Annotated in this window: 20 protein-coding genes; 10 read left to right on the top strand and 10 right to left on the bottom strand. The window is 56.1% G+C overall.

The window, feature by feature from the left end; all coding sequences use genetic code 11:
* Positions 1–115: 115 nt before the first annotated feature.
* The 4 genes from BH712_RS23400 (at position 116) to BH712_RS23415 (ending at position 4,730) form a co-directional block, all read left to right on the top strand.
* The gene (locus BH712_RS23400) at positions 116–958 is read left to right on the top strand and encodes a 23S rRNA (adenine(2030)-N(6))-methyltransferase RlmJ (RefSeq protein WP_006808562.1); all 843 of its coding nucleotides are present in this window, start codon (positions 116–118) and stop codon (positions 956–958) included.
* Between the two features lie 70 nt (positions 959–1,028).
* Positions 1,029–2,381, top strand: a complete 1,353-nt coding sequence (gorA, locus tag BH712_RS23405; protein WP_006808563.1) for a glutathione-disulfide reductase — start codon at positions 1,029–1,031, stop codon at positions 2,379–2,381.
* A 171-nt stretch (positions 2,382–2,552) separates the two neighbouring features.
* A complete protein-coding gene (locus BH712_RS23410) occupies positions 2,553–2,840 on the top strand; it encodes a hypothetical protein (protein ID WP_006808564.1) in 288 nt (95 codons plus the stop codon).
* A 240-nt stretch (positions 2,841–3,080) separates the two neighbouring features.
* Positions 3,081–4,730, top strand: coding sequence for an alpha,alpha-trehalase (locus BH712_RS23415; RefSeq protein ID WP_006808565.1), 1,650 nt, complete (start codon positions 3,081–3,083; stop codon positions 4,728–4,730).
* 92 nt (positions 4,731–4,822) lie between these two features.
* Here the strand turns inward: BH712_RS23415 and BH712_RS23420 are convergent, their stop codons facing one another.
* Complete coding sequence (locus BH712_RS23420; protein WP_006808566.1) at positions 4,823–6,409, bottom strand: STY4199 family HEPN domain-containing protein; 1,587 nt, start codon at positions 6,407–6,409, stop codon at positions 4,823–4,825.
* Positions 6,410–6,555: 146 nt separating this feature from the next.
* On the opposite strand from BH712_RS23420, the gene BH712_RS23425 reads away from it, so the two are divergent.
* On the top strand, positions 6,556–7,089 hold the full coding sequence (locus BH712_RS23425) for a GNAT family N-acetyltransferase (RefSeq protein ID WP_006808567.1): 534 nt from the start codon (positions 6,556–6,558) through the stop codon (positions 7,087–7,089).
* A 77-nt stretch (positions 7,090–7,166) separates the two neighbouring features.
* Complete coding sequence (locus tag BH712_RS23430) at positions 7,167–7,505, top strand: lysozyme (protein ID WP_006808568.1); 339 nt, start codon at positions 7,167–7,169, stop codon at positions 7,503–7,505.
* On the opposite strand, the gene BH712_RS23435 is transcribed toward BH712_RS23430, so the two are convergent.
* Positions 7,484–8,086: a helix-turn-helix transcriptional regulator gene (locus BH712_RS23435; protein ID WP_006808569.1), complete on the bottom strand. Its 603-nt coding sequence runs from the start codon at positions 8,084–8,086 to the stop codon at positions 7,484–7,486. The genes BH712_RS23430 and BH712_RS23435 overlap by 22 nt on opposite strands.
* Before the next feature lie 174 nt (positions 8,087–8,260).
* Positions 8,261–9,019 carry an SDR family NAD(P)-dependent oxidoreductase gene (locus BH712_RS23440; protein WP_006808570.1) on the bottom strand — a complete coding sequence of 253 codons (759 nt, stop codon included), beginning with the start codon at positions 9,017–9,019 and terminating at the stop codon, positions 8,261–8,263.
* Positions 9,020–9,138: 119 nt separating this feature from the next.
* Between BH712_RS23440 and BH712_RS23445 the strand changes: the two genes are divergently transcribed.
* The 3 genes from BH712_RS23445 to BH712_RS23455 all read left to right on the top strand — a co-directional run bounded on the left by BH712_RS23445 (position 9,139) and on the right by BH712_RS23455 (position 12,697).
* A complete protein-coding gene (locus tag BH712_RS23445; RefSeq protein WP_006808571.1) occupies positions 9,139–10,038 on the top strand; it encodes a LysR family transcriptional regulator in 900 nt (299 codons plus the stop codon).
* A gap of 50 nt (positions 10,039–10,088) precedes the next feature.
* The gene (yhjD, locus tag BH712_RS23450) at positions 10,089–11,114 is read left to right on the top strand and encodes an inner membrane protein YhjD (protein WP_006808572.1); all 1,026 of its coding nucleotides are present in this window, start codon (positions 10,089–10,091) and stop codon (positions 11,112–11,114) included.
* A gap of 260 nt (positions 11,115–11,374) precedes the next feature.
* Positions 11,375–12,697 carry an MFS transporter gene (locus BH712_RS23455; protein WP_006808573.1) on the top strand — a complete coding sequence of 441 codons (1,323 nt, stop codon included), beginning with the start codon at positions 11,375–11,377 and terminating at the stop codon, positions 12,695–12,697.
* Between the two features lie 60 nt (positions 12,698–12,757).
* Here BH712_RS23455 and BH712_RS23460 read toward each other — a convergent pair whose 3' ends face one another.
* Together BH712_RS23460 and pdeH are read right to left on the bottom strand one after the other, a co-directional pair.
* Positions 12,758–14,800 carry an AsmA family protein gene (locus BH712_RS23460; protein ID WP_006808574.1) on the bottom strand — a complete coding sequence of 681 codons (2,043 nt, stop codon included), beginning with the start codon at positions 14,798–14,800 and terminating at the stop codon, positions 12,758–12,760.
* A gap of 65 nt (positions 14,801–14,865) precedes the next feature.
* Complete coding sequence (gene pdeH / locus BH712_RS23465; protein ID WP_006808575.1) at positions 14,866–15,639, bottom strand: cyclic-guanylate-specific phosphodiesterase; 774 nt, start codon at positions 15,637–15,639, stop codon at positions 14,866–14,868.
* A gap of 230 nt (positions 15,640–15,869) precedes the next feature.
* On the opposite strand from pdeH, the gene kdgK reads away from it, so the two are divergent.
* Entirely contained in the window at positions 15,870–16,799 is a 930-nt protein-coding gene (gene kdgK / locus BH712_RS23470; RefSeq protein ID WP_006808576.1) for a 2-dehydro-3-deoxygluconokinase, read from the top strand.
* Positions 16,800–16,861: 62 nt separating this feature from the next.
* Here kdgK and BH712_RS23475 read toward each other — a convergent pair whose 3' ends face one another.
* From BH712_RS23475 to bcsZ, 5 genes are all read right to left on the bottom strand, one after another.
* Entirely contained in the window at positions 16,862–18,352 is a 1,491-nt protein-coding gene (locus BH712_RS23475) for a M16 family metallopeptidase (protein ID WP_006808577.1), read from the bottom strand.
* Between the two features lie 222 nt (positions 18,353–18,574).
* Positions 18,575–19,861, bottom strand: coding sequence for a C4-dicarboxylate transporter DctC (dctA, locus tag BH712_RS23480; protein ID WP_006808578.1), 1,287 nt, complete (start codon positions 19,859–19,861; stop codon positions 18,575–18,577).
* 159 nt (positions 19,862–20,020) lie between these two features.
* The gene (gene hmsP, locus BH712_RS23485) at positions 20,021–22,027 is read right to left on the bottom strand and encodes a biofilm formation regulator HmsP (RefSeq protein WP_006808579.1); all 2,007 of its coding nucleotides are present in this window, start codon (positions 22,025–22,027) and stop codon (positions 20,021–20,023) included.
* Between the two features lie 120 nt (positions 22,028–22,147).
* Positions 22,148–25,630 (bottom strand): cellulose synthase complex outer membrane protein BcsC, encoded by a 3,483-nt coding sequence (gene bcsC / locus BH712_RS23490; RefSeq protein ID WP_006808580.1) that lies wholly within the window; start codon positions 25,628–25,630, stop codon positions 22,148–22,150.
* Positions 25,612–26,718 (bottom strand): cellulose synthase complex periplasmic endoglucanase BcsZ, encoded by a 1,107-nt coding sequence (gene bcsZ, locus BH712_RS23495; protein ID WP_006808581.1) that lies wholly within the window; start codon positions 26,716–26,718, stop codon positions 25,612–25,614. Before bcsZ ends, bcsC begins: the two co-directional genes overlap by 19 nt.
* Between the last annotated feature and the right edge of the window lie 4 nt (positions 26,719–26,722).

Here is a 26,722-nt window from a genome sequence, read left to right on the forward strand (position 1 = left end):
TAATGGGGTTAAGTGTAGAGGATTTCAATAGCCGCGCTTACCGGGCCTGCGGGTAATCTGTGCCGTTCTGCTGTAAACTGTGGCAAATCGTCAATTCAGCGGAATATCATTACCCATGCTCAGTTATCGCCACAGCTTCCACGCAGGCAACCACGCCGACGTCCTCAAACACACCGTTCAGAGCCTGATCATTGAATCGCTTAAAGAAAAGGATAAACCGTTCCTTTATCTGGACACCCACGCGGGCGCGGGCCGTTATCAGCTGAGCGGCGAGCATGCCGAGCGTACCGGTGAATATCTGGAAGGGATTGCGCGTATCTGGCAGCAGGACGATCTGCCTGCCGAGCTGGAGCCGTACATCGGCGTGGTGAACCACTTCAACCGCAACGGTCAGCTGCGCTATTACCCTGGCTCCCCGCTGATTGCCCGCCAGCTGCTTCGCGAGCAGGACAGCCTCCAGCTGACCGAGCTGCACCCGAGCGACTTCCCGCTGCTGCGCTCAGAGTTTCAGAAAGATAACCGCGCCCGCGTGGATAAAGCCGATGGCTACCAGCAGTTGAAAGCGAAGCTGCCGCCGGTTTCCCGTCGCGGCCTGGTGCTGATCGACCCGCCGTACGAAATCAAAACCGATTATCAGGCGGTGGTGACTGGCATCAATGAAGGTTACAAACGCTTTGCGACCGGTACCTATGCCCTGTGGTATCCGGTGGTGCTGCGCGCGCAAATTAAACGCATGATCAAAGACCTCGAAGCGACCGGCATTCGTAAAATCCTGCAAATTGAGCTGGCTGTGCGCCCCGACAGCGACCAGCGCGGCATGACCGCTTCCGGCATGATTGTGATTAACCCGCCGTGGAAGCTTGAAGCACAGATGAACAACGTCCTGCCGTGGCTGCACAAAACGCTGGTGCCAGCCGGAACAGGACACGCCACCGTAAGCTGGATCGTGCCGGAGTAATCGCAGCCATCGGTGGAAACTATTGATTTCAGGTATACAATCGCGGCAATTCACGATTAAGGACAACGCTATGACTAAGCATTATGACTACATCGCAATCGGCGGCGGCAGCGGTGGCATCGCCTCCATCAACCGTGCGGCCATGTATGGCCAGAAATGTGCGCTGATTGAAGCCAAAGAACTCGGCGGCACCTGCGTGAACGTGGGTTGTGTACCGAAGAAAGTGATGTGGCATGCCGCGCAAATCCGTGAAGCTATCCATATGTATGGCCCGGACTACGGTTTTGACACCACGATCAATCATTTCGACTGGGACAAACTGATCGCCAGCCGTACCGCCTACATCGACCGTATTCATACCTCGTACGATAACGTGCTGGGCAAGAATAACGTCGACGTGATCCGCGGCTTCGCCCGTTTCGTGGATGCGAAGACGATCGAGGTAAACGGCGAGACGATCACTGCCGATCACATCCTGATCGCTACCGGCGGCCGTCCGAGCCACCCGAACATTCCGGGCGCGGAATACGGTATCGACTCCGACGGATTCTTCGAGCTGCCTGCTCTGCCAGAACGCGTTGCCATTGTGGGCGCAGGTTACATCGCGGTTGAGCTGGCCGGCGTGATTAACGGTCTGGGCGCACAAGCCCACCTGTTCGTGCGTAAGCACGCGCCGCTGCGCAGCTTTGACCCGCTGATCGTCGATACGCTGGTTGAAGTGATGAACACCGAAGGCCCAACCCTGCACACCAACGCCGTACCAAAAGCGGTGGTGAAAAATGCGGACGGTAGCCTGACGCTTGAGCTGGAAGATGGCCGTAGCCAGACCGTTGATTGCCTGATCTGGGCGATTGGCCGTGAACCGGCCACCGACAACTTCAACCTGGCCGCAACCGGGGTGAAAACCAATGAAAAAGGCTACATCGTCGTTGATAAGTTCCAGAACACCAGCGTACCGGGCATTTATGCCGTGGGCGATAACACCGGTGCGGTTGAACTGACCCCGGTTGCCGTGGCGGCGGGGCGTCGTCTTTCCGAACGTCTGTTTAACAACAAGCCGGACGAACATCTGGATTACAGCAATATTCCGACCGTGGTCTTCAGCCACCCGCCAATCGGTACCGTCGGCTTAACCGAGCCGCAGGCGCGCGAGCAGTACGGTGATGACCAGGTGAAAGTGTATAAATCGGCGTTTACCGCGATGTATACCGCCGTCACCTCGCATCGTCAGCCGTGCCGGATGAAGCTGGTCTGCGTTGGCCCGGACGAGAAGATCGTCGGCATCCACGGCATTGGCTTCGGCATGGACGAGATCCTGCAAGGCTTCGCGGTGGCGCTGAAGATGGGCGCAACGAAGAAAGACTTCGATAACACCGTGGCGATCCACCCGACTGCGGCGGAAGAGTTTGTAACCATGCGCTGATCCGTCTGATCCGCAACAAAACCGGCCAGCTGGCCGGTTTTTTTATGCCTGTGATGGGTAAACCCAACGGGTGTACAAACGGTAACAAAATAACCCGCTACCCGCGGTGGAATTAACTAATCTTAGAAAGCGCTACGCGTTCGCCTGTTACTACGGAAAAAGATTAGAGATATGAAAATGCACGTGAAGATCACCGCAAAACTGATGGCCAAAATGCACCTTGTTCTCGCGCTGGTATGGGCGATACTGACGATCCCTACCCTGCTGTGGTGGAAAAATAGCATCCTCTGGGTGTCATTAATGAGCATTTACGCCATCGTGATTTCCCATCTGGCTGCGTACAGCGCCGCCCATGCGGAAAAAGCGGCCAGCAAGGCGATGGATAAAAGCGAAGGCGCCAGCCAGAAAGCCAATCAAACCGCCAACAGCCTTTCAGGCGATGCGCGTCAGGCGCATTAATCCCTGCGTTATGCAGAATACCGAATGCTCTGAATTTTATTCCTGCTTTGTATCCAAAGATACTGATTTAATGATTTCATAATCAAAGGGATATCTGATTTTCAGCGTGTTTAAATCCATTTTGAAAGCGTGATCTACCGCACACTTCGCACCGCATTAACCGAAGCGAATGTCTACGCTTAAAAGATAGCCGGGAAAAACCCGTATTTGTTACGACAAAAACCGGAGGTCCTGAACACCATGTTCAACCAGAAACTACAGACTGCCGAGGATATCGAGTTTGAAATCGCAGAAGAGCTGCGCTACGAAACCGATCCCTGTGAGTTAAAACTGGATGAGATGATCGAGGCAGAGCCGGAACCGGAAATGATTGAAGGACTGCCGGCGTCCGATGCCCTGACGCCCGCAGACCGCTACCTTGAACTGTTTGAACACGTCCAGTCGTCGCGGCTGTTTGCGGACAGCAAAACCTTTCCCGACTGCGCGCCGAAGATGGATCCGCTGGATATTTTGATCCGCTATCGCAAGGTGCGTCGTCACCGTGATTTTGACCTGGCGCGCTTTGTGGAGAATCACTTCTGGTTGCCGGAGGACTACAGCAAAGAGTACGTCTCTGATCCCGGCCTCTCCCTGAAAGAACACATTGATAATCTGTGGCCGGTGCTGACGCGCGAGCCGCAGGATCACATCCCGTGGTCGTCGCTGTTGGCGCTGCCGCAGGCTTATATTGTGCCCGGCGGACGATTTAGCGAGACCTACTACTGGGACTCATACTTCTCCATGCTGGGGCTTGCAGAGAGCGGACGTAACGATCTGCTGAAATGTATGGCCGATAACTTCGCCTGGCTGATTGAGCGCTACGGGCATATCCCGAACGGCAACCGCACCTACTATCTCAGCCGCTCCCAGCCACCCGTTTTTGCCCTGATGGTGGAGCTGTTTGAAGAGGACGGCGTGCGCGGGGCGAAGCGCTATCTTGAGCATCTCAAAATGGAATACGCCTTCTGGATGGACGGGGCGGAATCGCTGCTGCTCAATCAGGCGTATCGCAGTGCGGTACGTATGCCGGATGGCTCATTACTCAACCGTTACTGGGACGATCGCGATACGCCGCGGGATGAATCGTGGATTGAGGACGTAGAAACCGCCCGTCATTCTGGTCGTCCGCCGAACGAGGTGTATCGCGACCTGCGCGCCGGAGCAGCCTCAGGATGGGATTACTCGTCCCGCTGGTTGCGCGATCCTGCGCGGCTGGCCAGCATCCGCACGACACAGTTTATCCCCATCGATTTGAACGCGTTCCTGTTCAAACTGGAGAGCGCTATCGCCAATATCTCAGCGTCGAAAGGGGATAAAGAGACGGCTGAGCTGTTCCGTCAGAAAGCCAGCGACCGGCGCGCGGCGGTGAACCGCTATCTGTGGGACGAAGAGAACGGCTGTTATCGTGATTACGACTGGCGGCGTGAAGCGCTGGCGCTGTTCTCTGCGGCCAGCATTGTGCCGCTGTATGTGGGGATGGCGACGCATGAGCAGGCTGAACGGCTGTCCGATGCGGTTAAAGCACGCCTCCTCACGCCGGGCGGCATTCTCGCCACCGAATACGAAACCGGGGAGCAGTGGGATAAGCCGAACGGCTGGGCACCGCTACAGTGGATGGCGATCCAGGGGTTCAAACAGTACGGCAATGACTCGCTGGGAGATGAGATCGCCTGGAGCTGGCTGCACACGGTGAATCACTACTACAAAACCCATCATAAGCTGATTGAGAAGTACCACATCGCCAGCAGTACGCCACGCGAAGGTGGCGGGGGTGAGTATCCGTTGCAGGATGGCTTCGGCTGGACGAATGGCGTGGTGCGGCGATTGATTGGGTTATATGGTGAACCTTGAGCCTTGCCCCTCGCCCTCTCCCTTGAGGGGAGAGAGGACTTAACGGTGCGGCCTTTTCTCCCTCGCCCCTTTGGGGTGAGGGGGAAAAATAATCAGCGGATCACCTCATAAATGGCAGTCTGGATGGACTGCCATTTTTTTGTACTGGCATCGGGCTGCGTCTTCGCGCGGCGCGTTGCCATATCGGCGTCGTGCTGCTGACGTTTCACTACCGCCGGGACGGTACAGAATGCTTTCAGGTACTGCTTACGCATAGAGGTCAGCGATTCGCCGTTCGCCATTGCATGGCTCAGCGTATTAATAAAGCGTCGGCAGGGCTTTTGCTCTGTCATTTGCAGGCGGTAGCGCAACATCACTTCCAGCACGTCGTCGTAGCCTGCCGACAATGCCTCCTCCGTCCATGACATTTTCCAGTCCATCCCGCCCTGCAAGAAGAGGAGCGCCACGCGGGTGTCATTGCGATTGATGGCCGAACGGAAATTATTCTCATCCCAGGTAACCCCCATGCGGGTTAACGTCTCCCGTGAGGAAGGCGTTTCACGCATCTCCTGCGCTGGCGGCGCCCCGGTGGCAGCCACGACGGCTTGCTGCGGTTTACTGCTGGTCACCAGCCAGAATCCCCCCACGATAATGGCGATAACCATTACGCCAACCGCGCCCCACAGCACCCCGGAGATCAGCTGCTCGCGCTGCTCAGGCGTTCGCGTCGCGCGCTGGGTCGGTTTCTCTATGCTGTCGCGAACTTCAAAAAGATCGCCGCCTGTGGTGCGGTCCAGTTTTTGCGCCTTTTCCCAGAACGCGTGCAGATCGCTTTCAGCCACCGCCATCAGCGCCGCCGGGTTAACCCGTGTCCGCCCTTCCTCAAACGCACGCTGGACGGAGCGGGTGATCTGCGTGTAATAGCTGTCGAGCAGCTGGATTTGCGCCCCGCTTAACGGCTGCTGGACGGTGATGCTGTTGCGGATTTGTCGAATATCTTCGAGGAAGGTTTGCAGGGTTTTGCGTGGCTCTACCAGCAGCGTCAGCATGTCCGGGGCGTTAAACAGCGATGCGTAGTAGCGGCTAAATTCTTTTTTATCCACCAGCAACTGGGCCAGCTCGCTGAACAACATGCCGCTCAGAACATCATTAATCTCACCGTTTTTCAGCCAGCGACGCACGCGTTCAGCGTTAAACAAGGTTTTAAGATGATTATTTAGCCGCACCGGATCGGGCCACGCCTGCTGTATCAGCCCTTTTATCATCAGCTCAATGGCACGCACCTGTTTCTGCGCCTGAAGCTGGCTCTCCTTCTCTGGCACCATTCCGGTATCGTAGGTCAGAAGGGGCTGTTGCAGACGCAGATATTCAAGCGCCGTCACGAAGCGCATCGCCGCAATCAGCTGGTTTTCGCTGACATCCTGCCCGCTTTCATACTGGGGAACGCGCTGCTGAAGCAAACGTAATTGCAGCGTAAAGGCCGTCATTTCCGCATCATTCAGGTTCAGCTTGCTGGCTACGGCGCCCCACCCGCCCAGCCCCAGGCGGGCGCTATCCAGTTGTTCCAGAAACCAGCGTGGATCTTTTCCTTCAGAAACAGGTACATTCAACAGAAGTAAGATTTCAACAGACGCCTGCCGGATCGCCGCCAGACAGTGTTCAAACTGTTCGCGGGTATGATGCGATGAGCTAATCATCATTGTTTTCCTTGAGAGACAATGCGTACCGCAAAAGCGGTTTTAAAGGTTGTTTTTCTTTTTATTTATATGAGGTTAAACATACCTGAGTTTCTGTTGAAATAAAGTGACAACCTTATAATCATTTGCACTGCCTCTGGAGGATCGTCATGCCCGCCTTAACCACCACGCGTCTCACCTGCTCGCCGCTGCAAGAGCAAGACTGGCCCTTTTTTCTGTCGCTACAGCAAAATCCGGAGGTAATGCGTTTTGTCGCCCCTGCGCGTAGCGAGGCGGACATTCGGGAAGCCTTCGAGGCTCGTCTGTTGCCGTGGACGCCGGGCAGCGCGCACTGGCTCTGCCTCGTCGTGCGTGAGACGGCCAGCCAGACGCCGCTGGGCGTAACCGGCTATGTGCACCGGGAAGCCGACTGTGCCGAAGTCGGTTTTCTCTTTACGACCTCTGCACAGGGGAAAGGTTACGGCTTTGAATCTCTGCGGGCGGTGTGTGATTTCGCGCTGACTCAGGGCAATATTCGTCGGCTTACCGCCACCGTTACCGCGGGAAATATCACCTCAAGGCGACTGCTCGAAAAAACAGGTTTTCAGCTGGAAGGTGAGTTACGTGAGAGTTATTTCCTTTCAGGGCAATGGCATAACGACTGGCTATTCGGTTTACTGAAAAAGGAATACCCGTTCAGTTAAACCTGATCAACAGCCATTTGGCGGATATTTCCCGGACGGTGTTTCCTCTATAGTCACGCCCCTAAGAGGAAACGCTTATGACGGGTTATGCAATGCAGATATCTTCTGCTGCAATCGCATTAATTAAAAAACAACAGGGTCTTTCCCTGGCGAAATACCGTGACGAAAAGGGAATATGGGTTATTGGTTATGGTCACGTGATTCGCCAATGGGAAAAATTTAACGGTCTCATCACGCCCGCTGAGGCGGAGTATTTGCTTTTCAATGATATTCAATTATGTGAGACGCTGCTGCGGGAAATGAACACACGCCCTTTAACCCAACAGCAGCATGATGCACTGATATTAACCCTTTTCAGTTTTGGGGCAGAGTCCCCTCTGCCAGAGAAGATCCTTCAGGCCGTCGCCCGGGTGTAATACATCGCGGCCTGCGTCCGGTTTTTAACATCAAGGCGGCGGAAAAGCGTCTCAAGATGGGCTTTTACCGTTGCCGCACTGATGTTGAGATTACGCCCAATCTCTTTATTGGACTCTCCGGCCGCCAGTAACTTCAACACCTCACGCTGGCGCTCGCTTAACAATGACAGTTCATCCTGGGAAGAGTGCTGCTTCAGCCACTCGCCGGGAAAACAGACCATCCCTCGCGATACAGAATCCAGCACTGCGGAAAAGCGTTCGGGATTCGCATTGCGGGGAACTATCGCCACCACGTTGCGCTGAAACATTTGCTCAACCCAACGCCGCTCTTTTTTCGTTAACACCAATACCACGCGCGCCGTTGGAAAACGATCCATAATCTCTTCCAGTAAAGCCACACCATTATCACGAATTAATTCCCCATCTATCATGACGATAGCGGAGGGCGACGCGGATAATTGCGCCCATAATTCATCAGTCTGACGAGCCCCTGTCATATCTATTTCCGGAATTAACTTCTGCAAACTGTATATCGCTCCATGAATAAATAATGACTGCCTGTCAAACATGATTACTCGCATCGTTTTACTCCTCTGAGAATAGCGAAGGGGGATTCTACAGAGGCATTTTTTAAGAAAAAACTCAATGAATGGAGAGGTTACAAATCACCCAGCTCTCTTTATATCTTCCAGGATTTAGACATACTTGCTTTAAGGATTTCCTTAAGAGGGGTTCCCTCCCCTTAAGAGTGAACATTACAGGAACATACCGCCCGACACTTCAATACGTTGCGCATTCATCCAGCCCAGTTTATCGCTGAGCAAGGCCACGATAGCGTCTCCAATATCATCGGGCAGGCCCACGCGCCCCAGCGCGGTCTGTGAGGCCAGCAGCTGGTTAAGCTCCGCATTGTCCCGTACGCGTCCGCCACCAAAGTCGGTTTCAATGGCGCCAGGCGCAATGATATTGACGGAAATCCCACGCGCGCCAAGCTCTTTTGCCTGATAGCGGGTCAGCACTTCCATCGCCCCTTTCATTGCCGCATAGGTGCCTGAACCTGGCTGAGTAAAACGGGCCAGCCCACTTGAGACGTTCAGGATCCGCCCTCCGTCTTTTATTAGCGGCAGCAGCTGTTGCGTGAGGAAAAACGGACCTTTGAAGTGAATGTTCACCGCATCATCAAACTGCGCCTCTGTCGTCTCGGTATAGGGTGCGTATAAACCTGTACCCGCGTTGTTCACTAAATAGTCAAAGGTGTCACGCTGCCACACCTGTTTAAGGGTCTCCTTCACCTGTTGAGCAAAGCGCGTAAAACTTGCCGTATCGCCGACGTTAAGCTGCAATGCTGCCGCTTTACCGCCTTTTCTCTCAATTTCCTGCACAACGTCCTGCGCCTCCTGCTGGCTGCTGTTCCAGGTCAGGATGATCCCTGCCCCTTCCGCGGCCAGCTTCAAAACGGCATTTTTGCCCAGGCCGCGGCTACCGCCAGTCACTAAAGCAATACGTTCACTCATAATTCACCTCGTTTCGGCTGTGATGAAGATTGAGAAAGAGCTTATTAGATGGTAGAAAATCAATAAATACCGCATATAGCGTTTTACTGTTTCATTCATAACAACAATGACCAACATCTATGGATAAAATACACGCAATGCAGCTTTTCCTTCGCGTCGCGGAACTGGAGAGTTTTTCCCGTGCGGCGGAGACGTTAAGCCTGCCGAAGGGGAGCGTATCGCGACAGATCCAGGCGCTGGAAAACGTGCTTGGCACGCAGCTGCTGCACCGCACGACCCGCCGCGTCAGCCTGACGCAGGACGGCATGGTTTATTACGAGCGCGCAAAAGATCTGCTGATGAATCTGGACGAACTGGACGGCATGTTCCTGCACGATCCTTCCACCATCAGCGGTCGGCTACGTGTGGATATGCCCGTTGCCATTGCGCGAAATGTAGTCATTCCGAAACTGCCTGCTTTTTTACAACAGTATCCCGGCATTGAGCTGGAGCTGAGTAGCAGCGATCGTCTGGTCGATGTCATCCGCGAAGGATTTGACTGTGTGGTTCGCGTGGGAAACCTGAAGGACTCCGGGCTTATCGCCCGCCCGCTTGGACAACTCTCGGTGATTAACTGCGCCAGCCCGGATTATCTGACGCGATTCGGCTTCCCGGAGACGCTGGACGATTTGGCCTCGCATGCCCTCATTCACTACTCCGCCACGCTGGGCACACGTCCGCAGGGTTTTGAGTATTACAACGGCAGCGCGACCCAGTGGGTAAAAACGGGAGGCGTATTAACGGTTAACAGCACGGAAACCTACCAGGCCGCCTGTATTGCCGGGCTTGGCATTATTCAGGTCCCGCGCGTTGGGGTGCGTGACGCCCTGCGCACGAAAAAACTTGTCGAGATCCTGCCGCAATACCGGGCCGAACCGATGCCCGTCTCCCTCATTTATCCCCATCGCCGTAACCTCTCCCGCCGGGTGCATGTGTTTATGGAGTGGCTTACCGAACTCACAAAAGGTTACGTGGACTAGTCGCAAGCTATAATTCAGTAACATCCAGCTCAACGAAAAGGAAAACGCGCGTGACGCCGGAAAATAACCCGCAACGACCGACTCAACATTTAGATTATGACCCCATCAAAAAGATGGATAACGAGCCTGAAGCGCCGAAAGAGCCTGGAACGGCCAGCAAAGCGCTGGGCACCGTGACCGGCATAGCCGAAAAAATTCAGCAGATACCCGCGATTGCTCACCTGATCCGCGCCGCTGAGCGCTTTAACGACCGCATGGGAAATCAGTTCGGCGCGGCGATCACCTACTTCTCTTTCCTGTCGATGATCCCCATCCTGATGGTGTCATTTGCCGCCGCCGGTTTTGTGCTGGCGTCTCACCCGACGCTATTGCAGGACATCTTCAATAAGATCCTGACCAACGTCAGCGACCAGACGCTCGCCACGACGCTCAAAAGCACCATCAATACCGCCGTGCAGCAGCGTACTACCGTGGGTATCGTCGGGTTGCTGATTGCACTCTATTCGGGCGTGAACTGGATGGGCAACCTGCGTGAGGCCATTCGCGCCCAGTCGCGTGACGTCTGGGAGCGTACGCCGCAGGATCAGGAGAAGATATGGGTGAAGTATCTGCGCGACTTTATTTCGCTGATTGGACTGCTGGTGGCGCTGGTCATCACGCTCTCCATCACCTCGGTCGCCGGTTCAGCACAGCAGATGATCATCTCCGCGCTGTATCTGGATTACATTGAATGGCTGAAACCGGCCTGGCGCGGCATTGGGCTGGCCATCTCCATCTTTGCTAACTATCTGCTGTTCTTCTGGATCTTCTGGCGTTTGCCCCGCCATCGTCCACGCAAGAAGGCGCTGATGCGCGGGACGCTGATTGCCGCCATTGGTTTTGAGGTGATCAAAATTGTGATGACCTATACACTGCCGTCGCTGGTGAAGTCTCCCTCCGGCGCGGCCTTTGGTTCGGTACTGGGGCTGATGGCTTTCTTCTATTTCTTCGCTCGCCTGACGCTGTTCTGCGCCGCGTGGATCGCCACGGCAGAGTATAAAGATGACCCGCGCATGCCGGGTAAAACTCACCGCTGAGGTGCTGTCGGGCTGATATTTCAGCCCGATTCATCAATTCAGCATATAAATCCAGACCGTAACTTTTATTTAACGCAAAACCAGTTTTAATGTCTGATATTTAAAAAGTGTGAAGCATTTCATGGAAGTGTTTTCGCTGGTCTGAAAATTATCCGCTTTTTGTTGCTTTTATGACCACGCCACGCCTTTGTTACAGATTGAAATGTCGCTTTTGCTATGCCTAATATGGCCCTTCGTTCGTCCAAAAATAAGAAAATATTATGCAAGCAACAGCCACCACACTTAACGAAGGGGCGGAACACGTTCCGGTCAACTCGCGCAATAAAGTCGTCGTCGCATCGCTGATTGGCACCGCCATTGAGTTCTTCGACTTTTATATTTACGCCACCGCTGCGGTCATTGTCTTTCCGCATATTTTCTTCCCCCAGGGCGATCCGACGGCAGCCACGCTACAGTCTTTAGCCACCTTTGCTATCGCCTTCGTTGCACGTCCGATTGGTTCAGCGGTCTTTGGTCACTTTGGCGATCGCGTTGGCCGTAAAGTGACGCTGGTTGCCTCGCTGCTGACGATGGGGATCTCTACCGTCGCCATTGGCCTGCTCCCGACCTATGAAACTATCGGCATTCTGGCGCCTGTGCTGCTGGCGCTGGCGCGCTTTGGTCAGGGTCTGGGGCTGGGCGGTGAATGGGGCGGCGCGGCGCTGCTGGCGACCGAGAACGCCCCGGCGCGCAAGCGTGCCCTGTATGGCTCTTTCCCACAGCTGGGCGCGCCGATTGGTTTCTTCTTTGCTAACGGCACCTTCCTGCTGCTCTCCTGGCTGCTGACCGATGAACAGTTCATGAGCTGGGGCTGGCGTATTCCGTTTGTGTTCTCAGCGGTGCTGGTGCTGATTGGCCTGTATGTTCGTGTTTCCCTGCATGAGACGCCGGTGTTTGCAAAAGTGGCCGCAGCGAAAAAACAGGTAAAAGTGCCGCTGGGTACGCTGCTGACCAAACACGTGCGCGTGACCGTGCTGAGCACGTTCATCATGCTGGCGACCTACACGCTGTTCTACATCATGACCGTTTACTCCATGACCTACAGTACCGCCGCCGCGCCGGTCGGACTGGGCCTGCCGCGTAATGAAGTGCTGTGGATGCTGATGATGGCGGTCATCGGATTTGGTGTGATGGTGCCCATCGCGGGCCTGCTGGCGGATAAATTTGGCCGTCGTTCAAGCATGATCGTCATCACCTCGCTGATTATTCTGTTCGCGCTGTTTGTCTTCCCGCCGCTGCTGGGTTCAGGTAGCCCTGCGCTGGTGATGGCGTATCTGCTGATTGGCCTGAGCCTGATGGGGCTGACCTTTGGCCCGATGGGCGCGCTGCTGCCGGAGCTGTTCCCGACCGAAGTGCGTTATACCGGCGCGTCGTTCTCTTATAACGTTTCGTCGATTCTGGGCGCCTCGGTAGCGCCGTATATCGCCACGTGGCTTCAGGCGAACTATGGCCTGTTCTATGTGGGTGTCTATCTGGCGGCAATGGCAGCGCTGACGCTGATTGCGCTGCTGCTGACGCACGAGACGAAGCATCAGGCGCTGTAATTCACTGCGGCCTGATGCCCTCACCCCGGCCCTCTCCCACAGGGAGAGGGAGAAAGGAAGCTACTTCTTCATCTGCGATAAGATCGTGCGACACTGATTCGCTTCGCCTTCTGACGGCGAAATCAACGCCAGCAGCGCCGCCGCAGGGGTGACCAGTGTGGCGAGCGCGGCGGCGACTGCACCGCGCGCAATCAACGGCCCGGCCTTCACGCCCGCCTGCGGATCTTTGAAGGTCCCGCGGACGTACAGCGGCGAGCGCAGGGTGATGATACGTATACCTTTACTTTCCGGATCGATGGTTAAATCCAGCTGCTCGGACGCCATGCTGGCGGTGCCGGTGACGTTGATAACCGCGTTTTCCGTGTCGAAGGCGAAGATTTGCGGACGCGCCACGCCGTTGACCAGATCCAGATTTGCCGCCGCGCAGTTAACGCGCACTTCGTCGTCACCGAAGATTTGCCCGATGATAAAGTTCCCGACGTTCAGCCCCAGGATCTCCATCAGGTTACGGCTCACCAGCCCGTCGTTCATCAGCAGTTTCAGGTTGCCGTTTCCGCTGCCCAGCAGCGCCGCCACGGAGTTACCCGTGCCGCGAATGTCCGCGTCGCCGTTCATCTCACCGAGGGTCTTCTGCATCAGCTCCACGTCCGGCATCAGCTCTTTCAGCTTCAGCCGACGCGCCTGGATCTCCGCCCGTCCCTGCATCGGCTTTTTATCTCCCTCAAGGTGGATATTCGAGGAAATCGTCCCCCCCGCCATGCCAAACTTCAGCGGTTGCAGGCGCAGGTCGGCGTTTTTCAGGATGATATGGGTCGAGAGATTGCTCAGCGGCAGCGTGCTGCCATGCTCAATTTTACGTCCTTTGAAGCGCACATCCGCATCCATCACGTCCCACTTGTCGGTTTCGAAGCGGTCATAGGGCAGCACTTTTCCCGCAGGCTGAACGTCCTTTTTAACCTCTTTTGACTTCGTGCCTTTACCCGAATCCACGCCAATCAGCGGCCCAAGATCGGCCAGACGCAGCTGGCGGGATTCAACGTCCCCTTCCAGTTTCGGACGCGGTTTTCCGGTGGTGTAGGTCAGCGTACCGTGAATATCGCTGTCGCCAATACGACCGTTGAACCCCCGGTAGTCAAAAACGGACGATTTTTCGGTGTCGATTTTGGCAACCAGGTGCCCGTCCGTTTCAAACGGCGGGGTATCCGGCAGCAGTACGCCGGTGAGATCGTACAATTCACCCAGCGAATCACCGGCAAACTTAAGCTGGAGGTCGACGCCGCCCATGTTCATCGGGTCGTTAACCGTGCCCACGAACGCCACACGGGTATTACCGGAGCGGAAATCCGCCTGCACCGGGAACGGCGTACCCTCGCTTCTGAGCGCCAGCATACCGCCAATTTTTCCTTTCCCCGTCAGCGGCTGTCCGTTGTAGCGCCCTTTCGCCGTCAGGCCGAAGACGTAATCACCCGCTTTGCTGTCATCGCCTTTGGCTTTGCTGCCCGTCACTTCGCTAAACGGCAGCGGCTTGCCCAGCGGATCGACGAGGATCTCCACGTCAGCCTTACTCACTTTATCGTCAATGGCGATCCGCCCCCGATCGAACAGAATATTGTCGAGGCGGAAGGACCACGAAGAGGGCTGCGCATTCGGATCTTTATCGCCGCTGCTGGCGAGATCGAACGTCCAGTTGTTGTTTTTCTCTGACAGGCGAATCAGCCGCGCGTCGGGCTGCTGGAGTTTGATCCACGGCAGATACACCGTTTTGGTTAGCAGGGCTAACGGCGCCAGCGTGGCTTCCACGCGCGGCAGATGGATCATGGTCACTTCGGGGATGTCGGGTGGGTTGCCGAGAATGATATCGTCGGCGTGAACGTGCGGCCATGGCACCCAGCTTCGCCAGCCGGTTTCCTCTTTCTGGCGCTCCCACACGACGCCCAAATCGCCGCGTATTGCGAAGGGGCGGTTCAGCTCGGCTGAGACTTTCTGGTTGATGGTCGGTTTGAGGCGGTTCCAGTCAAACGTGGCGATAATGATGATTAAGACCACGATCAGCAACAAGAAAATCCCTGCTGTCCAGGAAATCACCCTGGTTGTTTTTGTCATTGTTGTCCCCTTTCCTGATGAACTTGCCTCTAAAACTATAGTTCAGACAAAGGGAAGCGGGCAGATCAGAGGGTGGTTATCACCTTTTCCAGGGTATCCATGGGGACAGGACGAGAGAGGAAATAACCCTGTGCGGCCGCGGCCGGGGAATTTTGCACGTCGCGCCACTCCTCCAGCGTTTCTACGCCTTCCACAATGACGCCCTGACAATAGCGGTTCATCAGTTGCAGGAGCATAGTAAACAGATTCCGCCCTTCCGGCGTCTGGCGCAGCATAATAAACAGATCGCGGGCCACTTTGATGTAGTCATAACGCACTTCGCTCAGGGCGGAGAAGTTCGCCATACCGGTGCCGAAATCATCCAGCCACAGCGGGCCAAATTCACACATTGAGGCAAACGAGGAGTCCTGCGGCAGCCGAACATGTTCCACAAGTTCGAAGCGCATCCACGGCAGGGTGGCAATCAGCGCCTGCAACGTTGCGTTCTGACGTAGCGCCATCAGGGTTGGGCCATCCACGTTCACCGACGCCAGGATACCGTGCTGCTCGAAGAACGCCTGCTTCGTCGCCAGCATTCTCAGCTGCTCTTCCAGTACGTCGATACGCTGACGCACGGCAACCTCCGCAAAATAGCGGTCCGGCGCGATACGCTGTGAAGGATTCGATGGATGAGTGACGACCGTTAACACCTCAATCGCCATTAACCGACCGTCGGTACGGTAGATGGGCTGATAGGTATACGCTCGCTCACATTGCAGCCAGTAGCGATGCTCCTGCAAGTTCTCAATACTTGCCTCAGGCGTAGTGTTCAGCCGCTGGATAACCTGCTCTGACTTCATTTCGGATGTCCTGTTGTATGGGATAGCCTTTCTGGACTCGTCACTGAGTTATCGGCCCGCCAGGTGAGAACTTTATGTTCAATTCATCAGGAAAATGAAATTAAGATGACAGAAATATGCCGGAATACGCGCTGGCTCAAAAAAAATAATGGAACGTCGTTTTAATATAGTTGACCGTAAAAAACACACAGCGCACACTACCTTTAATTACTCTGTTCAGGTTCACGACTATGTCTAAAAAAATTGCCGTGATTGGCGAATGCATGATTGAGCTGTCCCAGAAAGGCGCGGAAGTCAGCCGCGGTTTTGGTGGCGATACATTGAACACCTCCGTTTACATTGCCCGTCAGGTCGCCCCCGATGCGCTGAGCGTGAGCTACGTTACCGCGCTGGGAACGGACAGCTTCAGCCAGCAGATGCTGGAAGCCTGGCAGAGTGAAAACGTTGGGACCTCGCTGATCCAGCGAATGGAAAACCGTCTGCCGGGTTTGTACTACATCGAAACCGACAGTACCGGCGAGCGCACCTTCTACTACTGGCGTAATGAAGCGGCCGCCAAATTCTGGCTGGAAAGCGAGGCCGCCGCTGCGATTTGCGAAGAACTGGCGACCTTTGATTATCTCTACCTGAGCGGGATTAGCCTGGCAATTCTGAGCCAGCAGAGCCGTGAGAAGCTGCTGTCACTGCTGCGCGAATGCCGCGCCAATGGCGGGAAGGTGATTTTCGATAACAACTACCGTCCGCGCCTGTGGGCCAGCCGTGAAGAGACCCAGCAGGTTTACCAGCAGATGCTCGAATGCACCGATATCGCCTTCCTGACGCTGGATGATGAAGATGCTCTGTGGGGCGAAAAACCGGTTGATGAGGTCATCGCCCGGACGCAGGCCGCTGGGGTCAGCGAAGTGGTGATTAAGCGCGGGGCGGAGTCTTGCCTGGTGGCGATTGCAGGTGAAGCCGTGACAGAAGTACCGGCGGTGAAGCTGGCGAAAGAGAAAGTGATTGATACCACTGCGGCGGGAGATTCCTTCAGCGCGGGGTATCTCGCGGTACGTCTGACAGGGGGGACGCCGGAAGCGGCGGCGCAGCGCGGCCATTTGACGGCCAGCACGGTGATTCAGTATCGCGGAGCGATTATTCCGCGCGAGGCGATGCCTGCTTAAGGACTGTGCGGGCTGATGTCCTCACGCTAACCCTCTCCCTCAAGGGAGAGGGAACGCAGGGCTTACTGGCCCTGCGGAATATCACTCGCATCCTGATGTAAATCATCGGCTGCCGTTTGCGCTGGCTGCGGCGGCGTCGCCATGATGGCGTTCCAGGTGGCCTTCAACTCTTTCATGTCATATTCCGGCTCACCTTTCGGCTGCAACAGAATCAACGCCATGTCCTGCGACAGCTGCTGACGCAAATCCTGATTCAGCATCTCCACGGTCAGACCGTTCAGGAAATCCTGACGCAGTTTCTGATATTGCTCCGGCGCGATGTCCACCACCTGATTCTGCAAGGATCGAATGCGCTGGCTGATTAAGATATCGGTATCGGCGCGGGCATAGGTGGCGAACAGTTTCTGCAATTCGAGGGATTTCTGCGCCACCAGCGCATTAAACTCCTCTTCAGACAGGCCCTCTTTACGCACTTTTGCCAGCTCTTTCGCCACCACGCCGAGATTGGCATTCAGCTTATCGCCCGGCGATTCCACGTTAATGGCGCACTGGGCGCGCTGGAACAGCACGCGACAGTCAAAGCCCAGGCCAATATCCTTCACGTTGTTCTTGCTGAGCGTCTGCTGAACGTGCCAGAACAGCGCTTCACGGGCGAGATCCGCACGCCAGTATCGCAATAGGGCTGAAGACTCGCGGATCGGCTGCCAGGCGGTATCCCACATCATAGAAAGACGATCCTGACGCACGGTATCGGTCATGATACTGACCGTCTCTGGACGCAGCGGGGACAATGTAGGAACCGGGGCGGGCGTTTCACGCTTCCCTTTCAGATCGCCAAATGCTTTGTTGATCTGTTCTATCACCGCACGGCTGTCCACGTTGCCCACCACAATCAGGGTCATGGCGTCCGGGGTGTACCACTGCTGGTAGAAAGATTTCACCTGCGCGGCATCAACCGGCTGTTTCAGCGGCTCTGCCGGGTCGTGGCCCAGCAGCGTTGACCCTTTCAGGCGGTAGCGCCACCAGCCCTCTTTGGTATCCGTCGGCCAGGTCGCCACCATGTCGCTGTTGCTCAACGCATAGTTAACGGTTTCAGGCGTAATCGCCAGTTTGCCGGTAGCATCGGAAAGATAGGTTAGCGCTTCTTTAAGCAGATCGTTACGGTTGTTGGGCAGGCTCAGATTAAACATGGTGTAGTCATAGGAGACCACAGCCGGGGGCAACGGGCGTTTCGGATCGATGGCCTGTTGCCATAAAGAACGCACCTGAACCGCCTGCAAACTGCCGCTCTGGGTGAGCGCCAGTCGTGGAATAAAATGGCTTAAACCGGTCTGCTGGGTGCTTTCAGTGAGGGAGCCGGTATTCACAGAAAGACGGATTTCAATGCGATCGCTCGGACGTTGCGGAGTGGATAATACCTGCCACTGAAAGCCGTTCGCCAGTGTTCCCTGTTGCCAGGCCGGGTCTGGCTGGAGCGCATCTGCCTGCACATAACTGGCTGCTGCCATCATCAGCAAACCGCCGGTTAAGAGTCGAATTTTTGTGCCCTGCATGTGAACCCCTGATCAACATTCCTGGTTAAAGAGAGTGTCTCGCGACGTGAGCACTCAAAGATGACGATGAAAACCTTCCGATTAGACAGCGTGTTCGGCTAAACGTCACGGGCGGAAGTGAAATATACCCAAAAAAAATCTTGTCGAATTATGACAGGTATGAACGGTTATTATGCGCAGGTGCCCGCATCCCCACAAGGGAATACGGGCATTTATGAGGGATTAAGAGGATAAACCGGGGGTTTTGTCCTCAGATGGGCGGTTATTCAGCGTATCGTTAAGCTTCTTGTGATCCAGCTCTTTCACCCACTTCGCCACCACGACCGTCGCCACGCCATTGCCAATCAGGTTGGTTAACGCACGGGCTTCGGACATAAAGCGGTCGATACCGAGGATCAGGGCCAGGCCCGCCACCGGCAGATGCCCCACCGCTGAAATGGTGGCCGCCAGCACGATAAATCCGCTGCCCGTGACGCCCGCCGCCCCTTTTGAAGAGAGCAGAAGCACCACCAGCAGCGTAATCTGATGGAAGATATCCATGTGGCTGTTAGTGGCCTGGGCAATAAAGACCGCCGCCATCGTCAGGTATATCGAGGTGCCGTCCAGGTTAAAGGAGTAGCCCGTAGGAATAACCAGCCCCACAACTGACTTACGGCAGCCCAGCTTTTCCATTTTATCGAGCATACGCGGCAGCGCGGACTCCGAAGAGGATGTGCCGAGGACAATCAGCAGCTCTTCACGAATATAACGGATAAATTTGAAGATGCTGAAGCCGGTCGCACGGGCGATGGAACCGAGCACCACCACCACAAACAGAATACAGGTGATGTAGAAGCAGACGATCAGCTGGCCCAACTGTACCAGCGTGCCGACGCCGTATTTCCCGATGGTGAAGGCCATCGCGCCAAAGGCACCAATCGGGGCCAGACGCATGATCATGTTGATAATGCCGAAGATAACCTGCGAGAAGCTTTCAATGACGTTAAAAATCAGCTGGCCTTTACTGCCCAGACGGTGCAGGGCAAAGCCAAACAGCACCGCAAACAGCAGCACCTGGAGGATGTTTCCGCTGGCGAACGCGCCAATCACGCTGCTCGGGATCACGTCCAGCAGGAAGGCAACTATCCCCTGATCTTTCGCCTGTTCAGCGTAAACCGCCACCGCTTTCGCATCCAGCGTGGCCGGGTCGACGTTCATGCCCGCGCCAGGCTGTACCACGTTGACGATAATCAGGCCGATAATCAGCGCGATGGTACTGACAATTTCAAAGTACAGCAGGGCAACCGCCCCCGTACGCCCGACCGCCTTCATGCTTTCCATGCCAGCGATGCCAGTCACCACGGTACAGAAAATGACCGGTGCGATGATCATTTTAATGAGTTTAACGAACGCGTCGCCAAGCGGTTTCATTTGCGCGCCAAGCTCCGGGTAGTAGTGACCGAGCAGAATACCGATGGCGATGGCTGTCAGGACCTGGAAGTAAAGACTTTTGAAGAGTGAGGTTTTCATAGGGTGTCCCTGGGAAGAAAAACTACAGGCTTTGTAAGGTTATGGTTAACCTGCGGCTTTAAAATAACACCCACATAACAGGACAGAAATAAACGGGGTTCAAATTTGAAACACAAATGTTAAGAAATTTGAGCTGGCTCGCACAAGCCAGCAACAAAATTACACTTTTGCGTTATTGCCAGCGTCGGCGAGATAGCGTTGCTCGAAGATATCCGACGGTACGGCGCGGTCAAACAGGAAGCCCTGTCCGCTCTCCACACCCGCCGCAGCCAGCCACTCACGCTGGGCGTCGGTTTCGATACCCTCGGCAATCACGTGCAGATTCAGGCTGTGCGCCATCTGAATAATGGCCTGTACCAGGCTGCAATCCTCCGGCAGCCCTTCCACAAAGGTTTTGTCGATTTTCAGGACGTCCACCGGCAGGGTTTTCATGTGCTGAAGCTGACGCAGGCCGGAATACCCCATACCAAAATCGTCCAGTGCAATGCGGATCCCGGCGTTACGCAGCGGTTTCAGAATGGCGACAGCATCGTCAGGATTGTCGATACAACGGCTCTCGGTGACTTCCAGGATCAACGTGTGGGGCTGAATGCGGTAGCGGTGGATCAGCTCGAGCATCTCCGGCACCATGGTCGGGTGCATCAGCTGTAGCGCAGAGAGATTCACCGACAGCGGCAGCGTGATGCCCCGTTGTTGCCAGGCCGCAAGCTGGCGGCACGACTCTTCCAGCACCCAGTAGCCGACGGTGACCATCAGGCCGCAGGACTCGATACGTTCGATCATCCCTTCAGGCAGCTCCCACGTGCCGTCCGGCTGTTGCATACGCAGCAACGCTTCGGCGCTGGTCACTTCACCCGTGCGCAGATTCACCTGCGGCTGTAGCCAGAGCGCAAACTGGCGATTGTCCATCGCCGTCAGAATGTCGCTCTCTTCGGTCAGGCGCTGCTGGGCTTTTTCCATCTGCTCCGGGTCAAAGAACTGGATCTGGTTTTTTCCTTTCCGGCGCGCGGTGAATGCTGCCGAGAAGGCCCGACGGTAAAGCTGCTCGGCGGTCAGGCCACCATAGTACATCGCAATACCGATGCTGGCGCTCGGGCGAAGCTGGATACCCTGAATGGGTAGCCGCTCATTAATGACAGTGAGTACTTGCTGACCTAACGTAATGGCGTGCCATGGCTCTTTAACTCCGTGCGCGATCACCACCAGGTCATAGCCGCTGACCTGGGTGAGTACCATGCGCGGGGCCAGAACGGATTTCACCTTTTCCACCAGCGTCAGTAAAAGCATTTCGCGCTGGCTCTCTTTCAGCACGCCCGCCGTGTCCTGCAAGGTTTCGCAGGCAATCACCATCAGCGCAGTGGTCTGCTGGCGGGCGACGGTCTGCTCCAGCAACGCCATTAAAAACGCTTTGTTTGGCAGATCGGAAACCGGAAAACGGGTGGCGTTGTTACTGAGTTCTTCCTGCTGACGCAGGACACGCTGCTGGTTGATATTGTAACTGCGGACCAGCATGCCGATTTCATCGTCGTGATGCAGGCGCGGTAAGGGAAGCTGATGCCCCATATGCTCCTGTGGAGAGAGGTCGTTCAGCTCCCGGGCTATGCGGCGCAACGGATGCACAATTAAACGGTTGATACACCACGTCAGCGCCACGCTCAGCATTAATGTCAAAAGTAAGTAAGTAGTTACTAACGTAGCAACCCAACTCATGACAAATTTATACATGCGATACGAGTCAGCCTGTAGCACCAGGTAGGCCAGCGGCTGTGGGTTAGCCGGTCTTTCCAGAGAATAGAGCGGCAGGGAAATCTGCACCGGCAGTTCAAACAGGCGCATTACCATCATCGGGACGGGACGCTCCGGGATAAAGCTCATCCGCAGCGCCTGAAACTGGTTCGGCAGCACCACATCCGCGCGGCTCACGATACCGGCGGGCTGGATGCGCTTCAGGATGGATTCCGCCTCGGGGATATCCCCTTTCAGGATCGAGGCTGACAGGGGTTCCCGCACCGAGCGGGCAATACTTTCCAGTTGCGAAGCCGTGTTATAGCGGTTCTGCTGTACGGAATGAAACAGCAAAATGACGCAGAAGATGAAGACAAACAGCATTGTGACGGCAGACACCATCGCCATCTGTTTGATCGTTAAAGAACGGCTGACACGCAAAATGACTCTCCACAAAACTCGAAGCGCAGGGCGCACCAGGGTGTAAACCTGGTGCGTCCGAGTATACCCGATAGCTGCACTTTTAAGAGAGACTTACAATTAGATTAAGTAAAAATCCGATCACCAGTCTGCATAAGGCACCAGCGGTTCCGGTGGTAAGTCCATATCACCCTGCCAGCCCGCGGCAGAATACCGAACGTAGAGCAGCGCATGGCTCGGGGTATAGTCTTTTGCTTCCTGAATATCGACGCCCAGACCGACAAACCAGTTGGACGTCACGCGGCGTTCAACAATCGCCCTTGCGGTATAACCCGTCCCTGACGAGCTACTCCCGGTTTCCATCACACCTTTATCGGTGTAACGGCCTGGCTCATTGTCCGGGATCAGCCCCTGCAACGGATAACGCATCACATCTTTTGTTTTTGAATGGGACCAGGAGACGGAGCCGCCCAGCTCCCAGGACCAGTTCTCTGTGCGTTTACGCCAGTTCACCGGTAAGGCGAACGACACATACTCCTGGGGACTGTAGTAACCGCCCTGGCCCAGCGAATAACCACTTAAATCCTTATCGTAATGCCACAGCATGTTGGACACACCAACCGTCAGGCGTTCGTTGTTCTGATTGATGAGCTTGTAGTAATAGCCGGTCATCCAGCGGACGCGCCAGTTATCTTCGACATTCTTCCCGGTGAGGCTGTCGGCACTCAGGCTTGACCAGATACCGTTAGCTTCGCCTTTGTCGTAGCTCACGCTCACGCCGCCACCGGTGGCACGCACGCCGCCCCAGGTGGTATCGGTATTGGGATCTTTTTGCCCGGCGAAGGCCAGCACCGAGCTGGAAATCGGACGGCGATGGGCGTTCAGGGTGTAGCCAATCGGCCCTAAGTCGTTGCTGTAGCTCAGGCTGCCCACCACATCGACCACGTCAAAGCCCATCGGCGTAGTACCGATATCCCATGCCCAGGTTTTGTTCTGCCAGCCGACAGCCACGCTGGCACCGTTGGCCGACTGGTTCGTGCTGCCGTGACATGGCGTTTCGGCGCAGGTGCCCCATGTCGGATCGTAGGTTCCGTTGTCGGTGTCAAAGGAACCGGCGTTCATATTGACCAGATCGCTACGGAAGAACATACGACCGTCCGCCAGCGGCGCATCAACCTGGAGCATGGTGGTGTGCGCTTTCAGGTCGGAATAGCCTCCCGTGCCGCTGGACCCCCAGTAATCATGTTGCAGCGTGACGTTCAGATCCTGCTGACGATAAAGATCGCCTGCATCGCTGCGCACCCCGCGCTTCAGCCAGTCATCTTTCTCATCGTTACGCGTGAGCCGCGTAAAGCTGTCGTTATCGGTCGGACGGGTCGTCGTGATGCCCGATGAGACCATCGCATCTTTCCAGGTGTCCAGCGCCTGCTGAGGCTGGCCATTTTGAGCCTGAAAACGGGCGGCATCACGCATCACCAGCGCACTTTCCATCGAAGGTGGCTGCGATTTGGCCTGCGGAAGAATGGCGTTGAAGGTCTTTTCTGCCGCAGCAGGATCCCCCAGACCGGCCTGCGCCATGGCAAGCCTGCGCTGCATATTAATGGAGAGCGGTTCGCCGTTCTGTGCCGCGGGCAGTTTCGCCAGCGCCTTGCGCGCCGCGTCCTTGTTGCCCTGGGCAAGATAGACCTCGGTCAGGCCGAGGATCGCGTCTTCGTTCTGCGGTTCGCGTTGCAGGACGGTGTTGTAGGCGGTTTTCGCGGCCTCGTGGTCGCCACGCTGTTCGGCCCAGTCCGCCAGCGTCAGGTCGATACGGGTTGACGGCGGCTGCTGGCGAAGCAGCGTTTCCGCCTCCTGCTCTTTTCCACTGTCGCGCAGGCGGTTGGCGGTTTCCAGCACCTGGTTACTTTGCAGGCGGTCTGCCAGCTCCTGAATGTTGCTGTTCCACTTGTCGCGCGGCAGCGTGTTCAGATGCGCCAGCGCGGCCCGGTCCTGATCGTTACCGGACAGGTACAGCCCGCTGGCGTAAATCTGATCCGGATCGCCCGGTTTCTGGCTTGCCAGCTGACGCATCAGGTTATCCGCCTGGCTGCGCTGACCTGCGCTGGACAGATCGCGTGACAGCCGGTAGGTGATCCACACATCGCCCGGAGAAAGCGCAAGGCGTCGGCGCTGAATTTCTGCGGCCTGCGCATATTTCCCCTCGCTTTCCAGCTGTTCGGCCTGGGCTGACAGCTGCTCGTTCGTCAGGCTACGTTCAATATCATCAATGCTGCGGCGCTGGCTGGCAGAGAGCGACTGAATAAACTGCGTCGCCTTCTGTGGTGACTGCGCGCGATAAATGTTGGCGAGACCGCGCACCGCATTGCTGTTGCCGCTGTCCATCCGCAACGCCTGGCGATAAAAGCGCTCAGCCGCGTCGTTATCTTTGCGCGCCGCCGCCGCGTCACCCAACCCCAGCACCGCGTAGCTGTCTGTGTTGTCAATGTTGCGCGCCTGCTGGTAATAGCGCTCCGCCTGGGCCGTATTGTTGGCTTTCAGGGCGTTATCCCCCTGCTGGATCAGCAGCCAGTATCGGTTGACCTTCAGCAGGCTGTCCCATTTGCCCCGATTATCGCTCTGCGGATCGAGGGCGATTGCCTTCTCAAACTGCGCAACCGCGCGCGCGCGATCGCCTTTCTGGGAATAGGCCTGCCCCAGCGCGCCGACGGCTTCACTGTCGGCGTGGTTGGCGCTGACCACTTTCTGCAACTCCGCCACTGCTTTACTGCCCTGCCCGGCATCCACTGCGGCTAACCCTTCGGCTTTGGCGCGGAACGCCGGATCGGAAAGTTGTTTTTGCTGCGCTTCAAGCTGGGCGCGCGCCGCCGTCACGTTATCGCCATCGCTGAACACGCTCAGGTATTGTTGCAGCGCGCTGACGCTGGCGCTGCTGGCAGGCTGATCTTTGATCTGCTGGTACCACATGTCCGACGCCTGACTGCGGCCATTGTTCGATTTGGCCATCTCCTGTAACACCGCAAATCCTTCATCACGGCGTCCGCTCTGGAACAGAAGCTGTGCCAGCGAGGACTGTAGCGTGACGTTGCCCGGGCTGCTGGCGTTTATTTTCTTAAGCTGATTAATGGCCGAGTTGCGGCGGGCAGGCTCTTTCGCCACCACGTTCCAGTACTCCGTGGCGATGTCGCCACTGGGCGGCTTACCGTCAAACAGTTTGTCATACGCGGCAATGGCTTCCTGCGTGTGGCCGGTGGTGGCAAGCAGGCGAGCCTGCTGAAGGGCCTGACGACCATCCGGCGTGGAGAGCAGCATGGTCGTCCGGGAGGACTGGTACGCACTGGAATCGGGCGCCATCCCTTTCAGACGATCCAGCTCTTTTTGCGCGCCCGCCGTATCGCCCTGTCGTAACAGGTAGCGGAAGCGCGCGGCAATCACGTCCGGATTATTGGGATCAATCAACTCAAGGCGGTAGAGCGACTGGCGCACCAAATCCTCACGCTGGGTGGATTCGCCCAGACGGACCTGTTCCAGCAGCTGTCTCTGCTGCGGGGAGTTGGCGGCCTGGGCCAGGGGCATTAGCGCCAGGCCAAGCGATAAAGTGAGTAGATTTAGTGAGAACGTGCGCATTCCTGGCCCCAATCCGGTAGTAATTCACCTTGCGCGGTGAAGCGAAAACGATGCTGATCCCACCCTTGTCCAAAGAGGGTCAGAACGTAGCTGTAATAAGCATTTTTATCGGGAAAACGATCGGCGACGAGCTGACGTTGCACCGCCTGCGCGTCCCGGTTTTGTAAAAACGGAAGCAGGGAGGCAGAAAACCCTACCGGCCCATCTCCGGTGCGTTTCCCGGTCGCTACGTCCACTTTCTCCGGCGGTAAGCCTTGTTTAATTGTGGTGGTCGCCATGGGCTTGAACCGCGCCAGTAATCGGGCTTTCTGCGGATCGCTATCGTTCATCATTCCCACCCACAGATAGACACGAATCGCATCGTAGCTGCCAGTCAGGGATGCATCCTGCGACAGCTGCCAGCCGCCCTTTTTCTGGTATTTCACCCAGTTCGGAGAAAATCCTTTAGGCGCGGTCTCCAGCAGCAGACGCAGGTTGGTTTCACGCAGCGTCGTCCACGGCGCGCCAAAACGGGTGAAATAGCTCGCAAGCTGCGGCGGCAGGTAGCTGGGATTGAAGCGCCAGGCATTTTCTTCGGCAAAACCGACTTTACCCGGCAACAGCATCGAACCCAGCCCCGGCACCTTCACCACTTCCTCGCTGGCAATGCGCGTCAACAGTGCTTTACCCGTGCGCGTATAATCGGGATTTTTCCACAGCCGCCCGGCTTCCAGCAGCGACCAGGCAATCCAGATATCGGCATCAGACGCAGAGTTAGAGTCGATAATCGCCCAGGTTTCGTCGTCCTTTTTCCCCCACAGCCAGGCAGGAAGATGTTGGGCTAAATCCCCCTCGGCAAGGTTATCGCGCGTCCATGCCAGCAACAGATCGAACGCCTTGCGATCGTTTGCTGCCAGGGCAAAGAACAGCCCATAGCTTTGCCCTTCGGAGGTGGTGATTTTGCGCGCGTCACTGGGATCAATGACGCGCCCACCGTCGCTCATGTAATCCTGTTTGAACGTCTCCCAGGCAGGCCAGCGACAGGCGGCGTGAAGATTCGCCGCCGCCAGCATCAACGCTGCAACGACACACCCGCGAAAGATTTTCATCACC

This window comes from Enterobacter hormaechei ATCC 49162 (genome assembly GCF_001875655.1).
In the GTDB taxonomy this organism is placed as follows: Bacteria; Pseudomonadota; Gammaproteobacteria; order Enterobacterales; family Enterobacteriaceae; genus Enterobacter; species Enterobacter hormaechei.

Coding starts and splice junctions, on each gene's coding strand:
- BH712_RS23400 (WP_006808562.1), top strand. CDS start 116: ATGCTCAGTTATCGCCACAGCTTCCACGCAGGCAACCACGCCGACGTC.
- gorA (WP_006808563.1), top strand. CDS start 1,029: ATGACTAAGCATTATGACTACATCGCAATCGGCGGCGGCAGCGGTGGC.
- BH712_RS23410 (WP_006808564.1), top strand. CDS start 2,553: ATGAAAATGCACGTGAAGATCACCGCAAAACTGATGGCCAAAATGCAC.
- BH712_RS23415 (WP_006808565.1), top strand. CDS start 3,081: ATGTTCAACCAGAAACTACAGACTGCCGAGGATATCGAGTTTGAAATC.
- BH712_RS23420 (WP_006808566.1), bottom strand. CDS start 6,409: ATGATGATTAGCTCATCGCATCATACCCGCGAACAGTTTGAACACTGT.
- BH712_RS23425 (WP_006808567.1), top strand. CDS start 6,556: ATGCCCGCCTTAACCACCACGCGTCTCACCTGCTCGCCGCTGCAAGAG.
- BH712_RS23430 (WP_006808568.1), top strand. CDS start 7,167: ATGACGGGTTATGCAATGCAGATATCTTCTGCTGCAATCGCATTAATT.
- BH712_RS23435 (WP_006808569.1), bottom strand. CDS start 8,086: ATGCGAGTAATCATGTTTGACAGGCAGTCATTATTTATTCATGGAGCG.
- BH712_RS23440 (WP_006808570.1), bottom strand. CDS start 9,019: ATGAGTGAACGTATTGCTTTAGTGACTGGCGGTAGCCGCGGCCTGGGC.
- BH712_RS23445 (WP_006808571.1), top strand. CDS start 9,139: ATGGATAAAATACACGCAATGCAGCTTTTCCTTCGCGTCGCGGAACTG.
- BH712_RS23455 (WP_006808573.1), top strand. CDS start 11,375: ATGCAAGCAACAGCCACCACACTTAACGAAGGGGCGGAACACGTTCCG.
- BH712_RS23460 (WP_006808574.1), bottom strand. CDS start 14,800: ATGACAAAAACAACCAGGGTGATTTCCTGGACAGCAGGGATTTTCTTG.
- pdeH (WP_006808575.1), bottom strand. CDS start 15,639: ATGAAGTCAGAGCAGGTTATCCAGCGGCTGAACACTACGCCTGAGGCA.
- kdgK (WP_006808576.1), top strand. CDS start 15,870: ATGTCTAAAAAAATTGCCGTGATTGGCGAATGCATGATTGAGCTGTCC.
- BH712_RS23475 (WP_006808577.1), bottom strand. CDS start 18,352: ATGCAGGGCACAAAAATTCGACTCTTAACCGGCGGTTTGCTGATGATG.
- dctA (WP_006808578.1), bottom strand. CDS start 19,861: ATGAAAACCTCACTCTTCAAAAGTCTTTACTTCCAGGTCCTGACAGCC.
- bcsC (WP_006808580.1), bottom strand. CDS start 25,630: ATGCGCACGTTCTCACTAAATCTACTCACTTTATCGCTTGGCCTGGCG.
- bcsZ (WP_006808581.1), bottom strand. CDS start 26,718: ATGAAAATCTTTCGCGGGTGTGTCGTTGCAGCGTTGATGCTGGCGGCG.